General features: G+C 58.1%; 23 protein-coding genes and 1 tRNA gene. 12 read left to right on the top strand and 12 right to left on the bottom strand.

What is annotated here, in order from left to right:
• Nucleotide 1: 1 nt before the first annotated feature.
• From HQ945_RS12335 to HQ945_RS12345, 3 genes are all read right to left on the bottom strand, one after another.
• Entirely contained in the window at nt 2–862 is an 861-nt protein-coding gene (locus HQ945_RS12335) for an ABC transporter permease subunit (protein ID WP_051615420.1), read from the bottom strand.
• Between the two features lie 64 nt (nt 863–926).
• The gene (locus tag HQ945_RS12340; RefSeq protein WP_027233488.1) at nt 927–1,934 is read right to left on the bottom strand and encodes an ABC transporter permease subunit; all 1,008 of its coding nucleotides are present in this window, start codon (nt 1,932–1,934) and stop codon (nt 927–929) included.
• Between the two features lie 53 nt (nt 1,935–1,987).
• The gene (locus HQ945_RS12345) at nt 1,988–3,592 is read right to left on the bottom strand and encodes an ABC transporter substrate-binding protein (protein WP_027233489.1); all 1,605 of its coding nucleotides are present in this window, start codon (nt 3,590–3,592) and stop codon (nt 1,988–1,990) included.
• Between the two features lie 335 nt (nt 3,593–3,927).
• On the opposite strand from HQ945_RS12345, the gene HQ945_RS12350 reads away from it, so the two are divergent.
• On the top strand, nt 3,928–4,689 hold the full coding sequence (locus HQ945_RS12350; RefSeq protein ID WP_113280829.1) for a 3-hydroxyacyl-CoA dehydrogenase: 762 nt from the start codon (nt 3,928–3,930) through the stop codon (nt 4,687–4,689).
• 170 nt (nt 4,690–4,859) lie between these two features.
• The gene (locus tag HQ945_RS12355; RefSeq protein ID WP_113280923.1) at nt 4,860–5,249 is read left to right on the top strand and encodes a DUF930 domain-containing protein; all 390 of its coding nucleotides are present in this window, start codon (nt 4,860–4,862) and stop codon (nt 5,247–5,249) included.
• A gap of 52 nt (nt 5,250–5,301) precedes the next feature.
• Here HQ945_RS12355 and HQ945_RS12360 read toward each other — a convergent pair whose 3' ends face one another.
• Nucleotides 5,302–6,321: a cell wall hydrolase gene (locus tag HQ945_RS12360; RefSeq protein WP_051615425.1), complete on the bottom strand. Its 1,020-nt coding sequence runs from the start codon at nt 6,319–6,321 to the stop codon at nt 5,302–5,304.
• A 194-nt stretch (nt 6,322–6,515) separates the two neighbouring features.
• Between HQ945_RS12360 and HQ945_RS12365 the strand changes: the two genes are divergently transcribed.
• The 3 genes from HQ945_RS12365 to HQ945_RS12375 all read left to right on the top strand — a co-directional run bounded on the left by HQ945_RS12365 (nt 6,516) and on the right by HQ945_RS12375 (nt 8,382).
• A complete protein-coding gene (locus HQ945_RS12365; protein ID WP_027233493.1) occupies nt 6,516–6,707 on the top strand; it encodes a hypothetical protein in 192 nt (63 codons plus the stop codon).
• A gap of 74 nt (nt 6,708–6,781) precedes the next feature.
• A complete protein-coding gene (locus tag HQ945_RS12370) occupies nt 6,782–7,561 on the top strand; it encodes a DUF2470 domain-containing protein (protein WP_113280830.1) in 780 nt (259 codons plus the stop codon).
• Nucleotides 7,558–8,382, top strand: a complete 825-nt coding sequence (locus tag HQ945_RS12375; RefSeq protein WP_174208120.1) for a TrmH family RNA methyltransferase — start codon at nt 7,558–7,560, stop codon at nt 8,380–8,382. Before HQ945_RS12370 ends, HQ945_RS12375 begins: the two co-directional genes overlap by 4 nt.
• Here HQ945_RS12375 and HQ945_RS12380 read toward each other — a convergent pair.
• Nucleotides 8,338–9,399: a coiled-coil domain-containing protein gene (locus HQ945_RS12380; protein ID WP_113280832.1), complete on the bottom strand. Its 1,062-nt coding sequence runs from the start codon at nt 9,397–9,399 to the stop codon at nt 8,338–8,340. The two genes, HQ945_RS12375 and HQ945_RS12380, sit on opposite strands and share 45 nt — an antisense overlap.
• Before the next feature lie 110 nt (nt 9,400–9,509).
• On the bottom strand, nt 9,510–10,088 hold the full coding sequence (locus HQ945_RS12385; protein ID WP_027233497.1) for a DUF1134 domain-containing protein: 579 nt from the start codon (nt 10,086–10,088) through the stop codon (nt 9,510–9,512).
• A gap of 314 nt (nt 10,089–10,402) precedes the next feature.
• On the opposite strand from HQ945_RS12385, the gene chpT reads away from it, so the two are divergent.
• The 3 genes from chpT to HQ945_RS12400 all read left to right on the top strand — a co-directional run bounded on the left by chpT (nt 10,403) and on the right by HQ945_RS12400 (nt 12,108).
• Entirely contained in the window at nt 10,403–11,032 is a 630-nt protein-coding gene (gene chpT / locus HQ945_RS12390) for a histidine phosphotransferase ChpT (RefSeq protein WP_027233498.1), read from the top strand.
• Between the two features lie 126 nt (nt 11,033–11,158).
• Entirely contained in the window at nt 11,159–11,515 is a 357-nt protein-coding gene (locus tag HQ945_RS12395; RefSeq protein WP_228017854.1) for a response regulator, read from the top strand.
• Entirely contained in the window at nt 11,515–12,108 is a 594-nt protein-coding gene (locus HQ945_RS12400; RefSeq protein ID WP_113280833.1) for a YdeI/OmpD-associated family protein, read from the top strand. Before HQ945_RS12395 ends, HQ945_RS12400 begins: the two co-directional genes overlap by 1 nt.
• A 58-nt stretch (nt 12,109–12,166) precedes the next feature.
• Here HQ945_RS12400 and ctrA read toward each other — a convergent pair whose 3' ends face one another.
• On the bottom strand, nt 12,167–12,868 hold the full coding sequence (gene ctrA, locus HQ945_RS12405) for a response regulator transcription factor CtrA (protein WP_027233501.1): 702 nt from the start codon (nt 12,866–12,868) through the stop codon (nt 12,167–12,169).
• Between the two features lie 477 nt (nt 12,869–13,345).
• On the opposite strand from ctrA, the gene HQ945_RS12410 reads away from it, so the two are divergent.
• The gene (locus HQ945_RS12410; protein ID WP_027233502.1) at nt 13,346–13,729 is read left to right on the top strand and encodes a hypothetical protein; all 384 of its coding nucleotides are present in this window, start codon (nt 13,346–13,348) and stop codon (nt 13,727–13,729) included.
• A gap of 12 nt (nt 13,730–13,741) precedes the next feature.
• On the opposite strand, the gene HQ945_RS12415 is transcribed toward HQ945_RS12410, so the two are convergent.
• Nucleotides 13,742–14,038, bottom strand: a complete 297-nt coding sequence (locus tag HQ945_RS12415) for a GNAT family N-acetyltransferase (RefSeq protein ID WP_081815999.1) — start codon at nt 14,036–14,038, stop codon at nt 13,742–13,744.
• Nucleotides 14,039–14,101: 63 nt separating this feature from the next.
• A complete protein-coding gene (locus HQ945_RS12420; RefSeq protein WP_113280834.1) occupies nt 14,102–16,213 on the bottom strand; it encodes a carboxy terminal-processing peptidase in 2,112 nt (703 codons plus the stop codon).
• Between the two features lie 284 nt (nt 16,214–16,497).
• Here HQ945_RS12420 and HQ945_RS12425 point away from each other — a divergent pair, with 284 nt between their 5' ends.
• Nucleotides 16,498–16,959 (top strand): paraquat-inducible protein A, encoded by a 462-nt coding sequence (locus HQ945_RS12425; protein WP_113280835.1) that lies wholly within the window; start codon nt 16,498–16,500, stop codon nt 16,957–16,959.
• Between the two features lie 69 nt (nt 16,960–17,028).
• Here the strand turns inward: HQ945_RS12425 and sciP are convergent, their stop codons facing one another.
• Nucleotides 17,029–17,304: a CtrA inhibitor SciP gene (sciP, locus tag HQ945_RS12430; protein WP_081816000.1), complete on the bottom strand. Its 276-nt coding sequence runs from the start codon at nt 17,302–17,304 to the stop codon at nt 17,029–17,031.
• Between the two features lie 301 nt (nt 17,305–17,605).
• Here sciP and mnmA point away from each other — a divergent pair, with 301 nt between their 5' ends.
• On the top strand, nt 17,606–18,796 hold the full coding sequence (mnmA, locus tag HQ945_RS12435) for a tRNA 2-thiouridine(34) synthase MnmA (protein WP_174208121.1): 1,191 nt from the start codon (nt 17,606–17,608) through the stop codon (nt 18,794–18,796).
• A 75-nt stretch (nt 18,797–18,871) separates the two neighbouring features.
• Here mnmA and HQ945_RS12440 read toward each other — a convergent pair whose 3' ends face one another.
• Nucleotides 18,872–19,993 (bottom strand): DegT/DnrJ/EryC1/StrS family aminotransferase, encoded by a 1,122-nt coding sequence (locus HQ945_RS12440; protein WP_113280925.1) that lies wholly within the window; start codon nt 19,991–19,993, stop codon nt 18,872–18,874.
• A gap of 154 nt (nt 19,994–20,147) precedes the next feature.
• Nucleotides 20,148–21,131 (bottom strand): Gfo/Idh/MocA family protein, encoded by a 984-nt coding sequence (locus HQ945_RS12445; RefSeq protein WP_174208172.1) that lies wholly within the window; start codon nt 21,129–21,131, stop codon nt 20,148–20,150.
• Between the two features lie 570 nt (nt 21,132–21,701).
• On the opposite strand from HQ945_RS12445, the gene HQ945_RS12450 reads away from it, so the two are divergent.
• Nucleotides 21,702–21,778 (top strand) — tRNA-Met (locus HQ945_RS12450).
• Nucleotides 21,779–21,821: the final 43 nt, after the last annotated feature.

Below are 21,821 nucleotides of genomic sequence, written 5' to 3' on the forward strand. Positions count from 1 at the left end.
CTCAGCTCCTCTTCAGTTTCGGATCGAGAGCATCGCGCAGTCCATCGCCAACGAGATTGATGGCAAGGACGGTGATGAGGATGGCGAGGCCGGGGAAGGTGACGACCCACCAGGCCCGCAGGATGAATTCACGTGCTTCAGCAAGCATCGTACCCCATTCCGGCGTCGGCGGCTGGGCGCCCATGCCGAGAAAGCCGAGAGCGGCCGCTTCGAGGATGGCGTTGGAGAATGATAGCGTCCCCTGCACGATCAACGGTGCGAGACAGTTCGGCAGGATGGTCTTGAACATCAGCCGCAAGTGGCCTGCCCCGGCGAGCTTCGAGGCGACCACATATTCGCGGTTCTTTTCGCTCATGACGGCCGCGCGGGTAAGGCGGGCGAAGTGCGGCTGCAAGACCAGAGCGATTGCGATCATCGCATTGAAGAGCCCAGGCCCGAGGATTGCGACAAGCACCAGGGCGAGGAGCAGCGGCGGGAATGCGAGAATGATATCCATGATGCGCATGATCAGCGCATCGACCCAGCCACGGAAATAGCCGGCGAGCACGCCAAGAATCACGCCGGTTACCATCGAGATCGTCACGACGATAAGGCCGATGAACAGCGAGAAGCGTGCGCCATAGATGAGGCGCGAGAGCAGGTCACGGCCGACCGCGTCCGTTCCGAGCAGGAACATCGAATTGCCGCCGGTCTGCCAGGATGGCGGCGTCAGCAGCGCCTCGCGGTATTGCTGGTAGGGCGCGTGGGGCGCGAGCACCGGCGCGAAAATGGCGACGAGCATGAGGAAGACGAGGACTCCAAAGCCGATCACAGCGCCCTTGTTGACGCTGAAATAGAACCAGAATTCCGAGAGTCGTGCCATCCGCCCCGCGGACTTGGGCGCGGCGAGCGGTACGGGAGGGGAAACTTCGTTAGTCAAGACTTCCTCACTTTACGCGGATGCGCGGATTGACGACTGCATAGAGCAGATCGACAATCAAATTTACGGTCATGACGATGAGCGCGACGAGCATGAGGCCACCTTGCACGACAACATAGTCGCGCTTGGCAATTGCGTCGATCATCCATTTACCGATGCCCGGCCAGGAGAAGATCGTCTCAGTCAGAATCGCGCCCGCCATCAACAGGCCCATCTGCAAACCGATCGTCGTAATGACGGGGATCATGGCATTGCGCAGGGCGTGAACGCCGATGACCCGGCGGGGTGCGAGGCCCTTGGCGCGCGCCGTGCGCACATAGTCTTCGCCCAGCACTTCGAGCATGGCCGAGCGCGTCTGCCGCGCAATGACGGCGAGCGGGATCGTGCCGAGAACGATCGTCGGCAGCACGAGATGCGAGAATGCCGATTTGAAGGCGCCCTTCGGCCCGGAAATCAGGCTGTCGATCAGCATGAAACCAGTGGTGGGTTTGAAGAAATAGATGAGATCCATGCGGCCCGAAACCGGTGTCCAATGCAGGATGCCGGCAAAAAGAATGATCAGCAGGATGCCCCACCAGAAGATCGGCATCGAATAACCGACGAGGGCGATGCCCATGCTGAGCTGGTCGAACACCGAGCCACGCTTGACGGCGGCAAAAATGCCGGCGGGAATTCCGATGATGGTCGCAAAGAGCATCGCGCAGATGCTGAGCTCGAGCGTCGCCGGAAAGAGCGTCAGGAAGTCGGTGAGAACTGCGCGCTTGCTGGCGATGGATGTTCCAAAATCCCCGTGGAATATGTTCCAGACGAACGAGAAATATTGTTCCCAGATCGGCCTGTTGAAACCGAACTGCTCCATGAGCAGTTGATGCCGCTCGGGCGTCATGCCGCGTTCGCCGGCAAGCGCAATGACCGGATCACCAGGAAGCAGGCGGATGAAGATAAAGGCAATGAAGCTGATGCCGATGAATGTCGGGATCAGCAGCAGCACTCGGGAAGCGATATAACGGAACATGGCAACCTGAAAAAATGCGGTACCGGCCGAAGCCGGTACCGCGAGGAGTCTGATTACTCGGCGATGTCAACGCTTTCGAAATTGTGGACACCGAAAGCGCTCGGCACGTAGCCGGTGACGTTCTTGGTCATTGCCGTCGTAACGAGCGAATGAGCGAGCGTTGCCCACGGAGCTTCGCGCTTGAACACGACCTGCGCCTGTTCGTAGAGCTTGGTGCGCTCGGCAACGTCGGAAACCACAGCGGCCTTGTCGATCAGGTCGGTGAATTCCTTGTTGCACCATGCAGCGCGGTTCGAGCTGCCTACGGCCTGGCAAGAAAGAAGCGTTGCAAGGAAGTTGTCCGGATCGCCATTGTCACCGGTCCAGCCGATGATGACGGCACCATCATGCTTCGGATCCGAAGCGCGCTTCAGATATTCCTGCCAATCGTAGCTGACGATCTCGACCTTGACGCCAACCTTGGCAAAGTCCGACTGCAGCAGTTCCGCGGTACGGCGGCCGTTCGGCATGTATGGACGAACAACCGGCATTGCCCAGATCTTCATCGAAAGATCCTTGACGCCAGCCTTTTCGAGAGCTGCCTTTGCCGCTTCAGGATTGTACTCGTCATCCTTGATCGACTTGTCGTAGGACCACATCGTTGGCGGGATCGGGTTGATCGCCGGCGTGCCCTGACCGAGATAGACGGCATCGACGATAGCCTTCTTGTCGATTGCCATGTTGAGCGCCTTGCGCACTTCCGGCTTGTCGAACGGAGCCTGCGTCGTGTTGTAGGCGAGCGTCGAAACGTTGAGGCCGCTTTCCTGCAGGACTGTGAGATTCGAGTCGGCCTTCAGGCCCTCGACGTCAGCCGGATCCGGATAGATTGTCAGCTGGCATTCGCCGGCCTTGAGCTTCTGTACGCGAACGGCAGCATCCGGCGTAACAGCGAAGATCAGGTTGTCGAGCTTGACCTTGCCCTTCCAGAAAGTCGGATTGGCTTCGTAGCGGATGGCGGTGTTGAGCTGATAGTCGACGAACTGGAACGGGCCTGTCCCGACCGGCTGCTCGTTGAACTTCTGCTGGGTGCCGTCAGCCTGCAGCTTGTCGGCGTATTCCTTGGAGACGATGGACGAGAAGTCCATGGCAAGGTTGGCGATCATCGGCGCATTCGGCTTGGTCAGCGTGATCTTGACGGTCAGGTCGTCGACCTTCTCAACCGACTTGATCAGCTTGGGGAAATCCATGCCTTCGAAATATTCATAGGAAGCACCGTCGACATATTTCGCCCAGGGGCTGCCTTCCTTCTGACGCTCGAAGGAGAAAACGACGTCGTCGGCATTGAGGTCACGCGTCGGCGTGAAATAGCTAGTGGTCTGGAACTTGACGCCCGGACGCAGCTTGAACGTGTACTGCAGGCCATCGTCGGAGATCGTCCAGCTTTCAGCAAGCGCGGCCTCGACTTCGGACTTGCCCGGCTTGAACTCGACCAGCTTGTTGAAAACGGCCTGTCCCGTAGCGTCGAGCGTCTCGCCGCCGGTATAGAGCGCAGGGTCGAAGCCGCCCGGTGCAGCTTCCGAACAATAAACCAACGTCTTGGCCGAGGCTCCACCTGCCATCAGCCCACCCGTCAGCATTGCGAGCGCGCTCGCCGCAAGGAGTTTCTTGTAGGTATTCATCTTTTCCACCTTCAGAGGTTTTTTGTGTTGCAGGCCCCCATGCCTACAACGAAAGTCGCATGGAAGCCTTTGCCATGTCGCAATGCAAGCAGATTCATTCGCAGTCAACCCGTCCCGGAAGGCATAATTGTCGATTCTGGGGAAAATCGCCCCATTTAATCAATTAACGGTGAAATCGACTAAAAATCCGTCCACTAACTTTTGGTATGCTGGGTAGCAGCGTTTACCAGTTTGACGCAAACGTGGCGTATTTCGCGCCAAGAGGGTACATTTCAGTCTAGGTCAGCACCAAAACCCGTGCAACAACGCCATAAGTGCAACAGGAGTGGTCTATTTTGGACGCAAACGGGCAAACAGCAATTGTTACAGGCGCCGGATCGGGGCTCGGGGCCGCCACGGCGCGCGCCCTCGCACAAAAAGGCGCGAGGGTTGCCATCATCGATATCAATCTCGAAGCGGCCGAAAAGGTCGCCGCTGAGATCGGCGGAATTGCCCTTGCCTGCAACGTAGCCAATGCTGCCGAGGGCGAAAAGGCGGTCGCCCGCGTGGCCGATGAACTTGGGACGCCGCGCATTCTTGTCAATTGTGCCGGCATCGCCAATGCCGGCCGTATCGTCGGCCGCGATGGTCCGCACGATCTCGAATTGTATCGCCGCGTTATCGAGGTCAACCTCATCGGTTCGTTCAACATGTTGCGTCTGGTGAGCGACCGCGCTGCGAAGCTTGAACCCCTTGCGACCGGCGAGCGCGGTGTCGTCATTTCAACCGCGTCGGTTGCCGCCTTCGATGGCCAGATCGGACAGGCCGCCTATGCCTCGTCGAAAGCGGGAATAGCCGGCCTCACCCTTCCAGCGGCACGCGAACTCGCACGCTTCGGCATCCGCGTGATGGCGATTGCGCCTGGAATCTTCGGCACGCCCATGCTGCTTGCCATGCCGCAGGAGGTCCAGGATTCGCTGGCAGCCTCGATCCCCTTCCCCTCGAGACTGGGCAAACCGGAAGAATATGCCGCCCTCGCGCTGCATATCATTGAAAATCCCATGCTGAACGGCGAGACGATCCGGCTCGACGGTGCCATTCGCATGGCACCAAAATAGCCGGGCGTGACGCCAGAAGATGGATCGGCTGGGCAGGCCGAGGAACGTTTCATAATTTGGTCCCAATCGGCGGAGTATCTAGGGCAATTCTTGTTACTCTAGCGCTTTGAGCTTCGGCCGGCCTGTTGCCGGTCCCTGCTTCGATATCCTGCAATTTGAAAGCCGAAATGATGAAACGAATTAGCGCCATGCTGTTGCTGCCGCTCGCTTTGGCGGCGCCGGCCGGGGCCATGGATAGCGGTGCAACGGAAGAGTTGCAGCGGCTTGATCCCGAAACCAGGCTGGAACAGCGCTGCGACGTCGAGGCGATGGACCGCATACATAAGGACCCGGCCAAGCTGGTGCCTGACGAACTTGTTGCCTATGCTTTTGAAGAGCCGAAGATCAAGGGCGATAAGATCCGCTCGGCCGGGGCAGCCTTTCGCAGCAAGGGAGAGTGGTATCACCTCTCCTACACCTGCTCGACCTCACCCGATCACATGACGATCCTGACGTTCCAATATGCGATCGGCCAGGTGGTGCCGCACGATCAGTGGGCGCACCACTACCTCGTCCCCTAAAAATTCGAGGCGCACAAGGCGCCTCGAATGATCTCTCTGAAACGAAAAGCGGTCAGTTGAACGTCGGTCGATCCTGCGCGAGCAGCATTTGCCCGATGGCATCGACCTTCTTGGCGTTCGGCGCCTCATAGGCGAGCAAGCTCGGATCGGTTGCCGGCGCTGAAGCTGGCTGTGCCACGCGAACGGTCGGCTCGCTGGTCCGGTAATCCATCGCCTGCGGCGGCGGATCCATCGGCACGGCAACCTTCGCCGGATTGGCGATGACCGGAGTTATGTCAGCCTGTGCCATGAGGATCGGCTGCTGGTTGGCAGTGACACGTCCCGCTGTCGCGGTCGAGGTCGTCGTCGCAGCCGCCGGCGCTGCGGCGACCGAAGTCGTTACGCCCGGCACATTGCTCGCGACCATAGTCGGGGCAGTTGCGATTGTCGGTCTGCCGCCCATGCGCAGGCTGGCGATATAGGCATTGGCGATGGCTGCGCTTGCATCCTTGGACGCGATGTCTGCCGTATTATAGCGGTCGCGCTTTTCATAAAACGCGTTGCCACCGGCAACGACCGTATAGTGCATGTTCTTATAGGGGAAGCGAAGACCCGCCGTGTGGAAATACATGGCATTCTTCACCTTGGTATTGCGCTCGCCGCGCAGCACCGCGTCGGCGGCAGCCTGCACATCCGGGAGGGCAACGGACTTCATCGGGCGAGAAAGCACGCCTGGAGCAAACTGCCCCTTTTGTCCGACCACGCCACAGATGGAGTCGCCCCATTTGCCGGAATCGAGGCGGTTCATCACCACCGTGCCAACCGCAACCAGTCCGTCCTGGCTCGAACGGTTGGATTCGAAGAACATCGCCCGCTCAAGACACTCTTTGTCCTTCGGCGTATAGGCATAGCTTTTGCTGGTGCCCTTATTCGTCAGATTGGCTGAAATTTTCGAGTGCTGTCCGGTCTGCGTGCAACCACTGACAAGCCCCGCGGCCGCTATGATGCCCGCAATTGAATGGATCTTCCACTTAGCGAAGCCGATCACGAAGCAATTCTCATCGCTGTTGTTCCTGCTGGTGAAGGTGCTCACAGAATGATCTCATTTAGGGCCAAACAATGGCAAAGATGACGTTAACGTTACCATGCCTATTCATCCTTTTGAAATCATGAACTTATTTTATTCACCCGCACAGCAAAAAAATTTCAAAAATGGCAAAATTAAGAATTCGTTTACCGTAATTGCCTTAATGTTTTGGCCAGTAAACATGCTCAAAGGCACGGCCGATGCACAAGCGCTCCCACCGGTATGACACGCGCGAATCACTGATGGAAGCGCTGAAAGAACTTGTGGCGCTGCAGGTTCCGGCGGAGGACGTGGCGCCGGTCCTGTGCACGATCGGCCCGGTTGATCTCGATCTCCTCGATGATTGCATGGATGCGATCGGATTCAACGACAACCAATCAGTGGCGGCCTGAGCCACTGCTACCAAACAGCTTGTTCCCCTGCCCGTCACGCACTATCAATCGGCCAACAGATTGAGAGGTATCCCGTGGCCGAAAAGAAAGACGTCTTGCGTGAAATCGATGAAGGCGCCGTTCGCCTGGCGCGTACATTGCTGCGCACCGCGCGATATGCGGCGCTGGCGACGCTCGAACCTGGCTCCGGCCATCCTATCGCGACGCGGGTAGGCCTTGCCACCGACCACGACGGCGCCCCTGTCATTCTTGCATCGGCACTGGCCGCGCATACGCCGGCGCTCCTTGCCGATCCTCGCTGTTCGTTGCTGGTGGGAGAGCCTGGAAAGGGCGACCCTCTGGCCCATCCCCGCATGACCGTTACGGCCAAAGCACGCCAAATCGCACGCAACACGCCGGAACATGAGCGGATCGAGTGGCGCTATCTTTCGCACCTTCCAAAGGCCCAGCTCTATGCAGGCCTTGGCGATTTCAGTTTCTTCCGGCTCAAACCCGACAATGCCCGCCTGAACGCCGGTTTCGGGCGCGCCTATCAGCTGCCGCCAGCCGAATGGCTCAGTCTCAATCCGGCTAATGACGCGCTTGCGGCGGCGGAAAAATCGGCGGTCGAGCACATGAACGAGGATCATGCGGCGGCGATTGCCCTTTATGCCCGGTATTTCGCCAAGGCGGATGACGGCAACTGGCGGATCACCGGCATTGACGCCGACGGCTTCGATATCGCGGATGGCGATGCGGTTGAGCGTGTCTTTTTTGCTTCGCCGCTCACATCGGCTGAGGATATGCACAAGACGCTCGTCCGCATGGCGGGAGAAGCGCGCGCCGGTCTGCAGGCGTTCCAATCTCCGGCATGACGGCGTCGCCCGATCAAAGGGTCATTCGTATCGACGATCCTCGCGATGATCGACTTGCGCCCTATCGCGACGTGCGCGAGCGCGATCTCGTCGGCCGCGAGGGTCGATTCATTGCCGAGGGCAAGGTTGTTCTGAACGTGCTCTTGACGAGCCCGCATTTTGCCACCGACTCGCTCCTTGTGCTGGAGAACCGGCTTTCGGGCCTGTCCGAACAGCTGAAACTGTGTCCGCCCGACGTACCGGTCTATTGCGTCAGCCGGGAGACGATGGATGCGATTGCCGGCTTTCCCATGCATCGCGGCATTCTGGCAATAGGACGGCGCAGCGGACAGCACACCGTCGACACATTGCTTGCCGCCATGCCGGAACACGGGCTGGCGGTTGTCCTGTGCGGGCTTTCAAACCACGACAATATGGGGTCGATCTTCCGCAATGCCGCGGCATTCGAGGCTGACTGCATTCTCATGGACGAGACGAGTTGCGATCCGCTCTACCGCAAGGCGATCCGCGTTTCTGTTGGCGCGGCGCTCAAGGTTCCATTCGCCCGGGAGGGATCGATCGAAGCCCTTGTCAGTAAACTGCAGAGGGCAGGCTATACGACTTTTGCCTTGAGTCCCTCGGGCAAGACGAGCATCAACGCGGCTGAGCCCGTACAGCGCACCGCACTTCTCCTTGGAACGGAAGGGGAAGGTCTACCGAAGGCGCTTCTGGACCGCCTTCAAACCGTGCAAATACCCATGTCGAAGAGCTTCGATAGTCTAAACGTTGCAACCGCCTCAGGCATCGCTCTCGCGCGGTTCAGCCGCTTTAGCGGGCTTTGAGGCATTCTGCAGGGCGCGCACCCGGTCGGCAATGCTGACGATGGCCTCGCCATTTTCATCATAGACCGCCGGCACCTGCCTTTTAGCCTTGCCTAGAATGTCGTTGACGGGAGACTTCTCGCCTTCAAGCTTCGCCACCATCGCCACGACCTGTGCGGCAAGCGTATTCATCTCGTCGCGCATAAGCCGTGTTTCGTCGGCCTGGATCAGCGCTTGCTTGCCACGTGGCGTATCGACAACGGAAGTGCCCTGCTTGCGGCCGTCAGCGAGGACCTTGCGCAGTCTCTCGTTCAGCCGTTCCATGTCTTTCTCGCGACGGGCGAGTTTCGCCTCTGCGTCGGACAACTTGGTCAAAAGCACGGTCGCCTGCTTTTCGAACTCGGTACGCTGCGCCGTTTCCTGCTCCAGTCTATGTTGCAAAGCCTTGTGCTCGGTCTCGATTTTCCGCCGCTGCTCGTCGCTGTCGCGCTTTTCGCGCCGCGCGTCGTTCAATTCGTCGAGGAGGTTTTCGACGCGCGCGGATTGGGCAGCGAGTTCAATCTGCAGGCTATCGGCGTCGATCGAGAGTTTAGAAAGACGCCGGTTCAGCTGCTCAACCTCGTTGGTGCGCTCTTCTAGCGTCTTCGCCGTGCCACTGAGATTTTGTGACGATCGTTCGAGCGTGTCTTCATTAGTACTCAGTGACGTTGAAAGACCGGCGATACTGGTTTGCCGCTCGCCGAGATCCGCCGTGAGCTTGCGAATGAGCCGTTCCTTTTCGCCGATCTGGGTCAGGTGCAGCGCCGCCTTGTTGCGCGCGCTTTCGAGTGCAAGTTCGAGCTTGCGCTCCGCCATCGCGTGTTCGGCGCGCAATCCATCCCTTTGCGCCTGAATTTCATTGAGCGTCAGGGGTGTCTCGGCCTCGACATGCTTGCGGGTCAAAAGCATGGCCCTGCGCCAGATTGGCGGCGCGAGCAGCAGGACCAGGAGCACGGCACTCAAGAACCCAAGGGCAAAATAGATTACGGACTGGATCAAGATCGGGGTCCTGTTGGCGTTTCTTTAAAGGGAGTCTTAGCAGCGGGGGCGCCGAAAACAAAGACGCGGACCGCATGGGTCCGCGCCGGGCAGACTTGAATCCTGCTCGGTCAGAACGGATTCCATGTCGGGGTCTGGGTCAGCTTCAAGTAACCGACATTGACGCCAAGACGCGCGCCGACACCCGTTCGGATCGGAACGAGCAATACCTGGTTGCGCTTGAGAACATTGAAGCCCACGCCGGCAAAAAGGTAGGCAGAACCAGCAACCCCAACAAAGCGCCCGTAAAGATTTTGAACATCGTCGAGGTTATAAACCAGCATCATCACGCGGGAGCCCTGTCCGCCAAAATCCCAGCCGATCGACGGGCCCTGCCAGTAGGTCTTGTGATCGCCGGCGTTCTTTGTATAGAGCGTGCCCTCCCCGTAGGTCAGGCCGCCGATGAGAGCGCCCGATCCTTCCTCGCCAAGGACATAGCCGTTAGGAAGGCCGTAACTCGCGAACACCTTTTCGACAGCTGTGGCCAATCCGCCTGAGGTCGATCCGAAGAACCGCTGACCGGAATTGACGATCTCTTCCATCGTATAGGTTTCTTGCGCGCGGGCCCCCTGGGCCTGGGCAAAAACAAGTGACACGAGTGTCAGGACGAGAAGAAGACCACGGTTCATAGACAAGAGTAGAGACGCCATCGTAATTCCTTTTGGCTGTTCGCTTCTTTGCCTGACGCCTGATACGGGAAATTTGCAGATCTTGCGCCTGCCTAATGATTTGGTGCTCAATTTAAGGCGCTAAACCTTGTATAAAAGTTTATGAATCGATCTTGGCATTTCAATGACTTGCAAAGATCGGCAAAAATGCCGGAAATTCAGCATTCACAGGCTTTCGCCACGAGCTTCTTGCCGATCTGGACGCGTCTATGTATCCAAATAGCGCTGAAATTCGAAGTGATTCGCTTGCCAGTGATTCGCGAAAACCCACTCGACCACCTCCAGGAGAAGCCCTCATGACATTGCCCGTAATTCTCTCGGCAACGGACCTCGGAGCACTCCTGAGCAGCCGCATCTGCCATGACATCATTTCGCCGGTTGGTGCAATCAACAACGGCCTCGAACTCCTCGAGGAGGGCGGCGCCGACGAGGATGCGATGAACCTCATCAAGTCGAGCGCTCGTAGCGCCTCGGCCCGCCTGCAATTTGCCCGCATTGCTTTCGGCGCGGCAGGATCCGCAGGCGTCCAGATCGACACCGGCGACGCGCAAAACGTCGCCAACGAATATATGAAAGGCGAGAAAGCACAGTTCACCTGGGAAGGCACCCGCGTCCTTCTGCCGAAGAACAAGGTGAAGCTCTTGCTCAACCTCGTCCTGATCGCCAATGCCGCCCTTCCCCGTGGCGGCACGCTCGCAGTCAAGCTTGAGGGCGGGGACACCGAGCCGCGTTTCAGCCTCACCTCGCGGGGGCCGATGCTGCGCGTACCGCCGAAGTTCCTCGAACTTCACAGCGGCAGGGTACCGGAAGAACCGATCGACGCCCACGCGGTACAGCCCTACTATACCCTGCTGCTTGCGCAGGAAGCCGGCATGACCATCTCGATCCATGCGACACCGGAAGAGATCGTTTTCGCCGCAGCCTGATCGCCGCGCAAAAGTTGCACTAATATTTACCATCAACCTTGGGTATTTGTTCACCCAGGCCCGCTAGTCTTCTTACCCGGAACGGTATGTTTCTGGCCTGCCGGGGGTATTGTATTGCTGCGTTGCATGATCATTGATGGCTCGCCGGTCGTGCGGAAGGTCGCCCGCCGACTCATCGCGAGCGAAACGACCGTCGTCACGACCGCCGACACCGGCTTCCAGACGGTTGCTGCCTGCAGCGTCGAGATGCCCGATATCATCATTCTCGACAGCGCGATCGCCGACATGCCGGCTGCCGATGTCATCGCACAGGTAAAATCGCTTCCCGGCGGCGCCAACAGCAAGATCTACCTTTGCCTTCCGGAGATCGACCTTGCCAAGATCATGCGCGCCAAGCGCGCTGGTGCTGCCGGCTATCTGCTCAAGCCTTTCAACCGGGCATCGATCGCCGAAATCCTGCCGCAGGTTCCAGTGGCGGGCTGATGCCGAAGAGCGATCTTCCTGTGAGGTTCTTTGCGTCGGCAAGGGAGCTTGACGATTTTCTCGCCGCTGAACCGATCACTTCGCAGGGGATTTGGCTAAAGCTTGCGAAGAAGAATGCCCCGATCAAGGGCGTGTCTCGCGAGGAAGCGATCGAATGTGGGCTCTGCCATGGCTGGATCGATGGCCAACTCGACAAACTCGACGAACACCACTGGCTTATCCGCTTCACACCTCGTCGGGCCACCAGCAAGTGGTCAGAGAAAAATCGAGACAAGGCGATCGAACTGATGGCGCAGGGCTGGATGCAACCGGCAGGCCTTGCCGAAGTCGAAAAAGCCAAGGCCGACGGGCGCTGGGATGCCGCCTATGCCCGGCAGAGCACCGCGACAGTACCTGACGATTTGCAACGGGCCCTGGATGCCAATCCGGAGGCGCTGACGTTCTTCAACCAGCTTGATGGCCACAACCGGTTTGCAATTCTCTACCGCGTCCATGGCGTGAAACAGGCTAAAACACGGGCAGCGCACATACAGAAATATATCGCCATGCTTGCCCAGGGTGAGACCATTTACCCGCTCAAACGCAAACGCTGACTCCAAAAGCAAAAGGCTCCGCGCTAACGGAGCCCCTTGAATTTCTTGCGCAATGTTATCAGGCGATTTCGCGCAGTTCGGTCGAGTCCGGCTCGCGCAGCACATAGCCGCGGCCCCATACGGTTTCGATGTAATTCACACCGTCGGAAGCCGAGTCGAGCTTCTTGCGCAGCTTGCAAATAAATACGTCGATGATCTTGAGTTCAGGCTCGTCCATGCCGCCATAGAGGTGGTTGAGGAACATTTCCTTGGTCAGCGTCGTGCCCTTGCGCAGCGAGAGCAGTTCCAGCATCTGGTATTCCTTGCCGGTCAGATGCACGCGCTGTCCGCTGACTTCCACCGTCTTGGCATCGAGATTGACGATGAGATCGCCCGTTGTGATGACCGACTGGGCGTGACCCTTCGAGCGGCGAACAATCGCATGGATGCGGGCGACGAGTTCATCCTTGTGGAAGGGCTTCGTCATATAGTCGTCGGCGCCGAAACCGAGGCCGCGAACCTTGTCCTCGATGCCGGCCATGCCGGAGAGGATAAGGATCGGGGTCTTCACCTTGGACAGGCGAAGCGTCCGTAGCACTTCGTAGCCGGACATGTCCGGCAGATTCAGGTCGAGAAGGATGATATCATAGTCGTAGAGCTTGCCGAGATCGACACCCTCCTCGCCCAGATCAGTCGTATAAACATTGAAGCTTTCCGACTTGAGCATCAGTTCGATGCTCTGGGCCGTTGCACTATCGTCTTCGATTAAAAGAACCCGCATATCATTCCCCTTTTCCCGCCGCTGAAATGGGTTGCCGTGCAATCCCGAAGCCAGGTCGCGAACAAGCCGTTTCCATAACGTTAAGATTGCCACCGAATGGTTAACAAAATCTGATTCCGCTTTGCAAGTGCCCTCGACTCTTAATTTAGAGATCGCAGGCACCGCATTGATTCATAAGGTCAACTCGCCTGCCAAAAACCATTAGATGGTGCTTCAGGTTCAAAGGCTAAGCGATTCATTCGACTCAATAAAATCTCTGCCTAGAAACTTCAGGATTCGATTTACCGAGCTTTAAGTCTTAAGGCGTATGATTAATGCTGAACGTAAAGGAAAGGTTACCAGACGGGGCCGCCTTTAAGTTTTTGTTTCATTTTCCCGAGGTGATTCGGGTGGAATACCGGCTGGATGGACCGCCGCCTCGCATTTGGCGGCTTACTCGTACCGGCCTGAGAGTATGGCGTTGAGGGGGTAGTGAGCATGAAGTCGCATGAGGGTTTGGTTCGGCTGAAACTCTTTCAGGTCAAGGAAAAGCGCCGCCAGCTCGGTCAACTCGATCTGATGATGGGCGAATTCGAACGCATGGCCGCTGAACTGGACGCCCAGATCCTTTCAGAGGAAAAGAAGGCCGGCATCACCGACACGACGCACTTTGCCTATCCCACGTTCGCAAAGGCCGCGCGCCAGCGCCGCGACAATCTTTTCGACTCGATCCGTGACCTGAAGGCGCAAAAGGACGAGGCGGAAGCCGCCCTTGCCGAATCGGAAGCCGAACTTGCCAAGGCCGAGGCGCTTGAGCAGCGTGACGGCAAGCCGCGCGAGGAAGAGATCCCCCTGACCGACAAGCGCGCCATGATTGGCTGACGGACTGTCGCCCTATCGCTGCTGGATTACGTCCGACCATTCGCTGTGACGCAGCGATTGCGCCCGCATGAACGGGCAAAGCGGAATTATCTTCCAGCCACCCGCTCGCGCATCTTCCACCGCATTCAGGGCGAGCGCCTGGCCGACGCCCTGCCCCCGAAGCGCGTCAGGCACCGCGGTGTGGTCGATGATGATGAGATGGGGGCTTGCGCGCGAGAAGGTCATCTCGGCTTCATGGCCGGATACAACAGCCACATAGCGTCCGCCCTTGCCCGTTTCCTGCTTTTCGATACTGATCTGACCACTCATTGTTACACCATCGTTATTGCGACTCGCGGTACCCGATGCCGGGTGCCCATCAACTGCCATTGATCAATTGTTTTTCGCCGACGTGACTTTGCCGAGGTCGGATGCATCGCTGAGAATGTGCACCGTCTCGTCGAGAAGCACGTCTTTTGCATCCTTCAGCGCTTTTTCGCTCGCAATATCCGCACTCATGCTGCGCTCGTCGGCCTGCAGACCATCCTCTTGAAATACAAGATCTGTGGTCGACGCTGAGTCCTTGCCATCGGCTGCTTCACGGGCCTTCAGGCGGCCAATCTGGCGATCCCTTTCGGCACGTCGCTCGGTTTCATTGAGGGATATGACCCGCTTGTCACGCAAGTCCTTGAGCTCGTTCACGTCTTCGACGAGTCTCTTGAGATCCCTGTCTTCCTTGGCACGCGCGTCGTGGCGGCTTTGAAGTTCCGGCAAGATCGGCTTGATATCCCCGAGCGGCTTGTACTTGGCAGGTTTGATCTGCAACCATGGCAACGCGTTGTCGTAACTCGACTCCCCGAGCGTCTCCTCGTCCGAAAACCCGGGCAGGATGATATCCGGCGTCACGCCGCGCAGCTGGGTAGTCCCGCCATTAATGCGGAAGAACTGCGCGACCGTCATCTTCAATTCGCCGAATTCCGGCTTTGGATTGCGCGCTTGCTCATCGAGGTCGACCACAGTTTGCACGGTGCCCTTGCCGAAGCTTGGTTCGCCGATAACAAGCCCTCGGCCATAGTCCTGTATTGCCGCGGCAAAAATCTCGGAAGCCGAGGCCGATCCGCGATTGATAAGGACTGCAAGCGGCCCAGTCCATTTCGCCTGGCCACGATCATTGCCATCGACCTTGATGTCGCCCTCGCCATTGCGCTGTTGCAGGACGGGTCCCTTGCCAACAAACAGGCCGGTCAGTTCGATCGCCTGAGGCAAGGAGCCCCCGCCATTGTTGCGCAAGTCGATAACGACGCCGTCAACCTTTTCGTCTTCGAGTTCCGCCAACAGCTTGGCAACATCGCGGCTCGCGCTGCGATAGTTCTTGTCACCCCGTCGCCGTCCCTCGAAGTCGTCATAGAATGTGGGCAAATCGATAACGCCGATTTTGCGCGTGAGATCACCATTCTTCACGATCCTGATGCTTTTCTTGGCGGCCTGTTTTTCCAGGCTGATGTTATCGCGCACCAGAGTAATGAGCCGGTGCTTGCCGTCGGGGCCCGCGTCGGATGGCATGATATCCAGCCGTACGACCGTATCCTTTTCTCCGCGTATGAGCTTTACCACCTCGTTCAATCGAGTGCCGACGACGTCCACCATTGGACCGTCCTTGCCTTGTGCCACCCCGACAATTCTGTCGCCCGCATTAAGCTGGCCTGAGAGTTGGGCAGGTCCGCCGGCCACCAGTTCCCGTATGGTCGTATACTCATCGCGCTCCTGAAGAACGGCGCCGATGCCGACGAGCGAGAGTTTCATTGAAATGTCGAACTCCGAAGCGGCGGCAACGCCAAAATAGTCGGTATGGGGTTCGACGGCATTGGTATAGGCGGTCATGAACGTCTGAAATACATCGTCGCTCTTGTATTTATAGGCGCGGGCCTGCGAGTTCTCATAACGCTTGCCGAGTGTCTCGCGTATCTTTGCATCGGACGTACCGGCCAATTTCAGGCGCAGCCAGTCGTTCTTGACGCGCTTGCGCCATATATCCTGGCTTTCCGCTTCGGTTTTCGGCCAAGGCTCCTTGTCCCGTCGGATCGTAAAGTCTTCTTTTTGGTTGAAATCGAACCCATCCTTGAGAAGTCCGCGTGCGTAACTCATACGCTCCACGAAGCGCTGGTCATAAACGTTGAACATCCCAAACGGGATAGTGAGATCTTCGGCATAGATGGCATCGTCCAGTTTGTCCTTGCTGGCCATGAACGTGTCGATATCGGACTGAAGGAAAAAGGATCGGTCCGGGTCCAGCAATTCTATGTATCGATCGGTGATTTTCGCCGACAAAGCGTCGTCCAGCGGCACTTTCTTGTAGTGATAATAGGTCAATACCTGCGCACTCAAATGCGCAGCCTTGCCTTGATCCTCCTCAGGCGCGAGCACCGGAGGTGAGGCGGTTTCCAACGCCTGAGCAGAGGAAACGACCGTCAGGAAAGCAAGCAACAAGCCAAATCTGGTACGCATAAGGTGCACGAATCCAATGCTCTGTGTGGATTAAACCATCAAATATTACCGCCGGCGGACTGCCGGCCGCATCTAAACTTACTATGGCGATCCATCATGTGAAGCGTCAATCGGTAACAAGTGAATGTGATCCAGTCTCTCTAGTGCAAATCTTGTTTAAATTGAGCCGATCCTGCATCGCGAAGGGCAAACTCTTGCCGTGGGCGCAAATTGTCTTCGCCGTCCTTGACGGGCGCCATGCATTTCCTTCATGCATGGGCTGTCAGCCTCGGTCGGATATCAGCATGTCGACAAGATTTATCATTCCGATCCTGCTTTTCATCGCGACATTCACCCTCGCATTGGGGCTGACCATGCCGCTGATGAATGTGAGCAAGCTCTATTTCTTCGACGAAAGCCCGTCGCTTCTCGATATCATCGGCTCGCTGTGGCGCAGCGGCGACTGGTTCCTCGCACTCACCGTCCTTCTCTTTTCGGTTGTCCTGCCGGTCGTAAAGCTCGGCGTCGCGCAGATGGCGGCGGCGCAGGTACCGGCCGCGTCCCGGGCCCTTCATCGCTGGGTCGGGCTATTGTCTAAGTGGTCGATGCTCGACGTGCTTCTGGTCGCCCTCGTGATTTTCGGCGCCAAGACCAGCGGGCTTGCTACTGCGATCGCACAGCCGGGCCTCTGGTTCTTCACCGCCTCGGCAATACTTTCGGCGGTCGCGGCCCACCTTATCGTTGCCAGGGAAAAGCAGGCAGATTAATCGCGGCATGGCCAAATGGAAAAAGGCTGGTCTTGCGACCAGCCTCTCCCAACTTTCTTGCACCATCATCTAATGACGATATTGCTGTATCCGGGTTGTTCTAAGGCCAGCCAGCCCGTGATCGGAGATCGAGGACTGCCAGGACAGGAACTCCTCCACCGTCAAAGTGTAGCGCTGGCATGCTTCCTCAAGACTAAGAAGACCACCGCGCACAGCGGCAACCACCTCAGCCTTGCGGCGAATGACCCAACGCCGCGTATTCGCGGGTGGAAGATCGGCGATGGTCAGTGGACTGCCATCCGGGCCGATAACATATTTTACTCTCGGTCGAACAAGATCGGTCATTGTACTCTCTACACTAAACTTCAAGACCTATCGCAGCAGACATTACAGAGAGGGCTTTAATAATTGCCTAAACGCCGAGTCATTGTCTGGTAACCTCGGTTAATGGAGGCATAGGGATTTCATTAAACTTTTGTCCAACTGCAAATATTTCACCGGGTGCCCGTCGGCTTTGTTCAGAAAACTTTGAACGAGAAAGACTTATCTTGGCGCACTTCCTGTTGGCAGAACCGGTCAATTCACCTATATAGAGCCCGACAATAGCGCTGCGCCTTTATGCCGCTGCCAATAACCGGATCCGCTTATGACCTTGAATAGCCTCGATCTGCCGGGAAAGCCGGAAGACACCCGTATCGTCGTTGCCATGTCTGGCGGCGTGGATTCTTCTGTCGTCGCGGGCATCCTGAAACGCGAAGGCTATGATGTTGTCGGCGTGACATTGCAGCTTTACGATCATGGCGCCTCGACCCATCGTGCAGGCTCCTGCTGCGCTGGCCAGGACATCGAGGACGCGCGCCGGGTGTCTGAGCTTCTCGGTATCCCCCATTACGTGCTCGATTACGAGGCACGTTTCCGCGAAGCTGTGATCGATCCGTTCGCTGCAAGCTATGTCAGCGGCGAAACGCCGATCCCTTGCGTTTCCTGCAATCAGACTGTCAAGTTCGCCGACCTGTTGCAGACCGCGCGTGACCTCGGGGCCGATGCCCTGGCGACCGGCCATTATATCCGCAGCCACGCCAATGGTGCCCACCGTGCCCTCTACCGGCCGGTCGATACCGACAAGGACCAGAGCTATTTCCTGTTTGCGACGACGCAGGAACAGATCGACTATCTGCGCTTTCCGCTCGGCGGCATGACCAAGACCGAAACCCGCGCCATCGCCGAGGAGCTCGGCCTCACCGTCGCCAACAAGCAGGATAGCCAGGACATCTGCTTCGTGCCGCAGGGCAAATATTCCGACATCATCTCGAAGCTGAAGCCTGAGGCCGCGAACCCGGGCGATATCGTTCACATCGACGGGCGCGTGCTCGGCCGGCACGAGGGTATCGTCCACTATACGATCGGCCAGCGCCGCGGCATTGGCGTCGCGACGGGCGATCCGCTCTACGTCATCCATCTCGATGCCAGGAATGCGCGGGTTGTCGTCGGCCCACGCGAGGCCCTGGAAACGCACAAGGTGTTTCTGCGCAACATCAACTGGCTCGGCGATGGCTCGCTTTCGGCAATTCCCGAGGGCGGTGTCGAAGTCTACGCCAAGGTCCGCTCCACCCGTCCGCCGCGCCCGGCACTCCTGCACCATCGCGACGGCGAGACCTTCGTCGAACTCGTCGATGGCGAAAGCGGCATTGCTCCCGGCCAGGCCTGCGTGCTCTATTCCGACAACAGCAATACGGCCCGCGTCTATGGCGGCGGCTTCATCGGCCGCTCCGAGCGCGCTCCAAAGGCCGAAGCCATGCTGAAGCGGCTCGCCCAGCAGGGCCACGCCGCCGCGTGAGGCGGCTTGCTTGTCTCATGCCTGATGGGTCCTCGGGACATAGCCCGAGGAGCCATCTCCGGGGTGACTAACCCCTCAGGCCTTCTCGTGAAACTCGCGAATGGTACCGATAATACGGTCCTGATCGGCTTCGCTGAGGTAGGGGTGCATCGGCAGGCAGAGTATATTCTTTGGCAAGGTCTCCGATACAGGTAGCCCGCCCGGCGCACGCATATAATGCTCATACGCCTTCTGCAAATGCAGCGGCTTCACGTAGTAAATCACCGAAGGAATGCCATTTGCCTGAAGATGCGCCTTCAAGGCATCGCGTTTTTCCGTCTCGATAGCATACTGTGCCCAGGCCGAGCGTGAGCCGGCCGGCATATGCGCAACCTTGACGGCGTCCTTCAGCCCATTGGCGTAGCGCTTCGCCACCACCTGACGCGTTTCCATCTCGTCCTCGAGAATGGCGAGCTTTTCGATGAGCACCGCCGCCTGGATCGTGTCGAGGCGCGAATTGAGCCCGATACGGACATTATCATACTGGGTCTCGCCCTTGCCGTGGAACAGCACGGACCGCAAAATCTCGGCAAGCGAAGCGTCATTGGTGAACATCGCCCCGCCGTCGCCATAGCATCCGAGCGGCTTGGCCGGGTAGAAGCTCGTTGCGGCGACATCGCCGAACGCGCCGCACATGGCATTGTCACGTTTGCCGCCGATCGATTGGGCCGCGTCCTCGATAACGAAGAGGCCTTCCTTGGCGGCAATGGCGGAAAGCGAGGTGTAATCGGCGGCAAGACCGAAAAGGTCGACCGGAATGATCGCCTTGGGCTCGAGGCGCCCTTCGGCGCGCACGGCGGCAATTGCCGCCTGCAACTGCTCGACATTGATGTTGTAGGTCTCGGGATCGACATCGATGAATACCGGCTCGGCCCCGGCAAGCGCCACGACTTCGGCGGTTGCAGCAAAGGTGAAACTCGGGACGAACACCGCGTGGCCCGGACCGATGCCCTTCGCCATCAGCGGCATCAGCAGCGCATCGGTGCCGTTGGCGCAGGCGATCACATGTTCGACGCCGACATATTCGGCGAGACGCTTTTCGAATTCGGCAACTTCAGGCCCGAGGATGTATTTACCCTCGCGAACGACCTTGGCGATCGCCGCGTCGAGTTTGCCGCTAATCCGTTCACGCTGTGCGCCGAGATCGATGAACTGCATCATTGCTCCAATATCAAATATGCTCGCGCAATCGCCGCGAGCAACAGTCAAGGCGATTGTTTAGATGGGCAGCCAGTGGACTGCCAGACGTCGCCATTCAAAGTTTGTGCGGCCTTGTAACAACGCTTTATGCCGAGTGCAATCTTTGCGCGCGTCAACCGTAGGCTGGTGTATCGCGCTTGGGCTCCGTGTGCGCCACGGTGCCGGCTGTCAGGATGCGCAGCACGCGGATTGCTTCCTCGCCATCGGTGCGCGGCTCCTCTCGCGTTTCGATGCACGATATGAAATTTTGCAGTTCGCGCGTCAGCGGCATGCCCTGTGCGATCTTGACATAGGTCGGCTCTTCCGTGGTTGATGCCCAGGCGCCATTATCCTGCCAGATCGAGTGCTTGTAGACTGCGAGTTTCTTGTCCCATTGCTCCATGTCATCGAAGACGGCCATGGCCTTGGTGCCGACGACGGTCAGGCGACGCTCGCGATAGGGATTGAGGCGCGAAGCAAAGAGATGCCCGCGCACATTGTCGGGAAAGCGAAGGTGGAGGTGCGCAAAATCACTGAGGTGGTCGAGCACCGCGGCGCCCTCGCCGCGCACTTCGATCGGCTCGGTCCCAGTAATCGCCAGGATCATCGACAAATCATGCGGAGCCAGATCCCAGAGCGCATCGTTCTCCGTGTGAAACTTGCCAAGGCCGAGCCGGTGCGAATGGATATATCGCACGTTTCCGAGATGGCCGGCCTTGATCAGGTCGAGCAGCTTTTCGAAAGCCGGATGAAACCGCAGCACATGGCCGACCATGAAGATGCGGCCATTATCGTGGGCAGCTTTCACCGCAGCTTCGGCGTCGGGGACAGTCAGCGCGATCGGCTTCTCGACGAGCACGTCCTTGCCGTTGCGAACGGCCTTGATTGCAGCCTGCGCGTGAAACTGCGGCGGCAGCGCCATGACGATCGCGTCGACGTCCGGATGCGTGTAGATTTCGTCGGCAGCAATATGCAGGACGCCTTGCTCGGCGGCAAAGCCCGCGGCACGATCGCTGTTCTGGTCCGAGACGGCATAAAGGGCGCCAAGGCTCTTCAGGGTACGGATATGGTTGCTGCCCCAATAGCCGCAACCAAGCACTGCAATCCGTGGAGCCATCTTTTCAGCCTTCTTCATGTCGGCATCCAATATCTGGAGCAAGAAACGATGACAAGACCTCGAACCCGGCAATTCCATGTCGAGGTTTTAAAGCCGGTGCACAATTCTTTGAGATTCGGGCGCGGTGCAACGGCAAGATCGCATCAGTTACCCGGGAGAGTGAACCTCGGGACAAGCGCCGTCCCTCGGTTGAAACGCGAGAATGACGGCAACGGCGGATTAGGGTGACGGCACTTGTGGATTAGGGTGCCGGCAGTGGTGGACAAGGAAGACTGCAATGCTGGTGGATGAGGGGGCACCTATTGATGCGCTGACAAAGAGAGGATCGCGTCGTCGCAATTCAAATGATCTCGGACCGGCTATATTGGGTGCGAAGACGCGTTACTTTAATTTTCCCACCTTCCCGGTCATCCGTGTGCTTTGACCCGAGGAGCCATTCGCAACTTGGCCGAGTCATCCACTTGACAGGCAGTTTCTACGCACATATACCCCGCCCGTCCCTGTCGATTGACAGCGCGTTCCCCGGTACAGCTTTAAAGGCAGGCCATTGACGGAACGCTTGGCATATGGGGCGAAGTAGCTCAGTAGGTTAGAGCAGAGGAATCATAATCCTTGTGTCGGGGGTTCGAATCCCTCCTTCGCTACCATTTCTTTTCTCGATAGAATCAACCAGATACCAAGTTGACGGAT

The organism is Phyllobacterium pellucidum, from assembly GCF_013327855.1.
GTDB classification, from domain to species: Bacteria; Pseudomonadota; Alphaproteobacteria; order Rhizobiales; family Rhizobiaceae; genus Phyllobacterium; species Phyllobacterium pellucidum.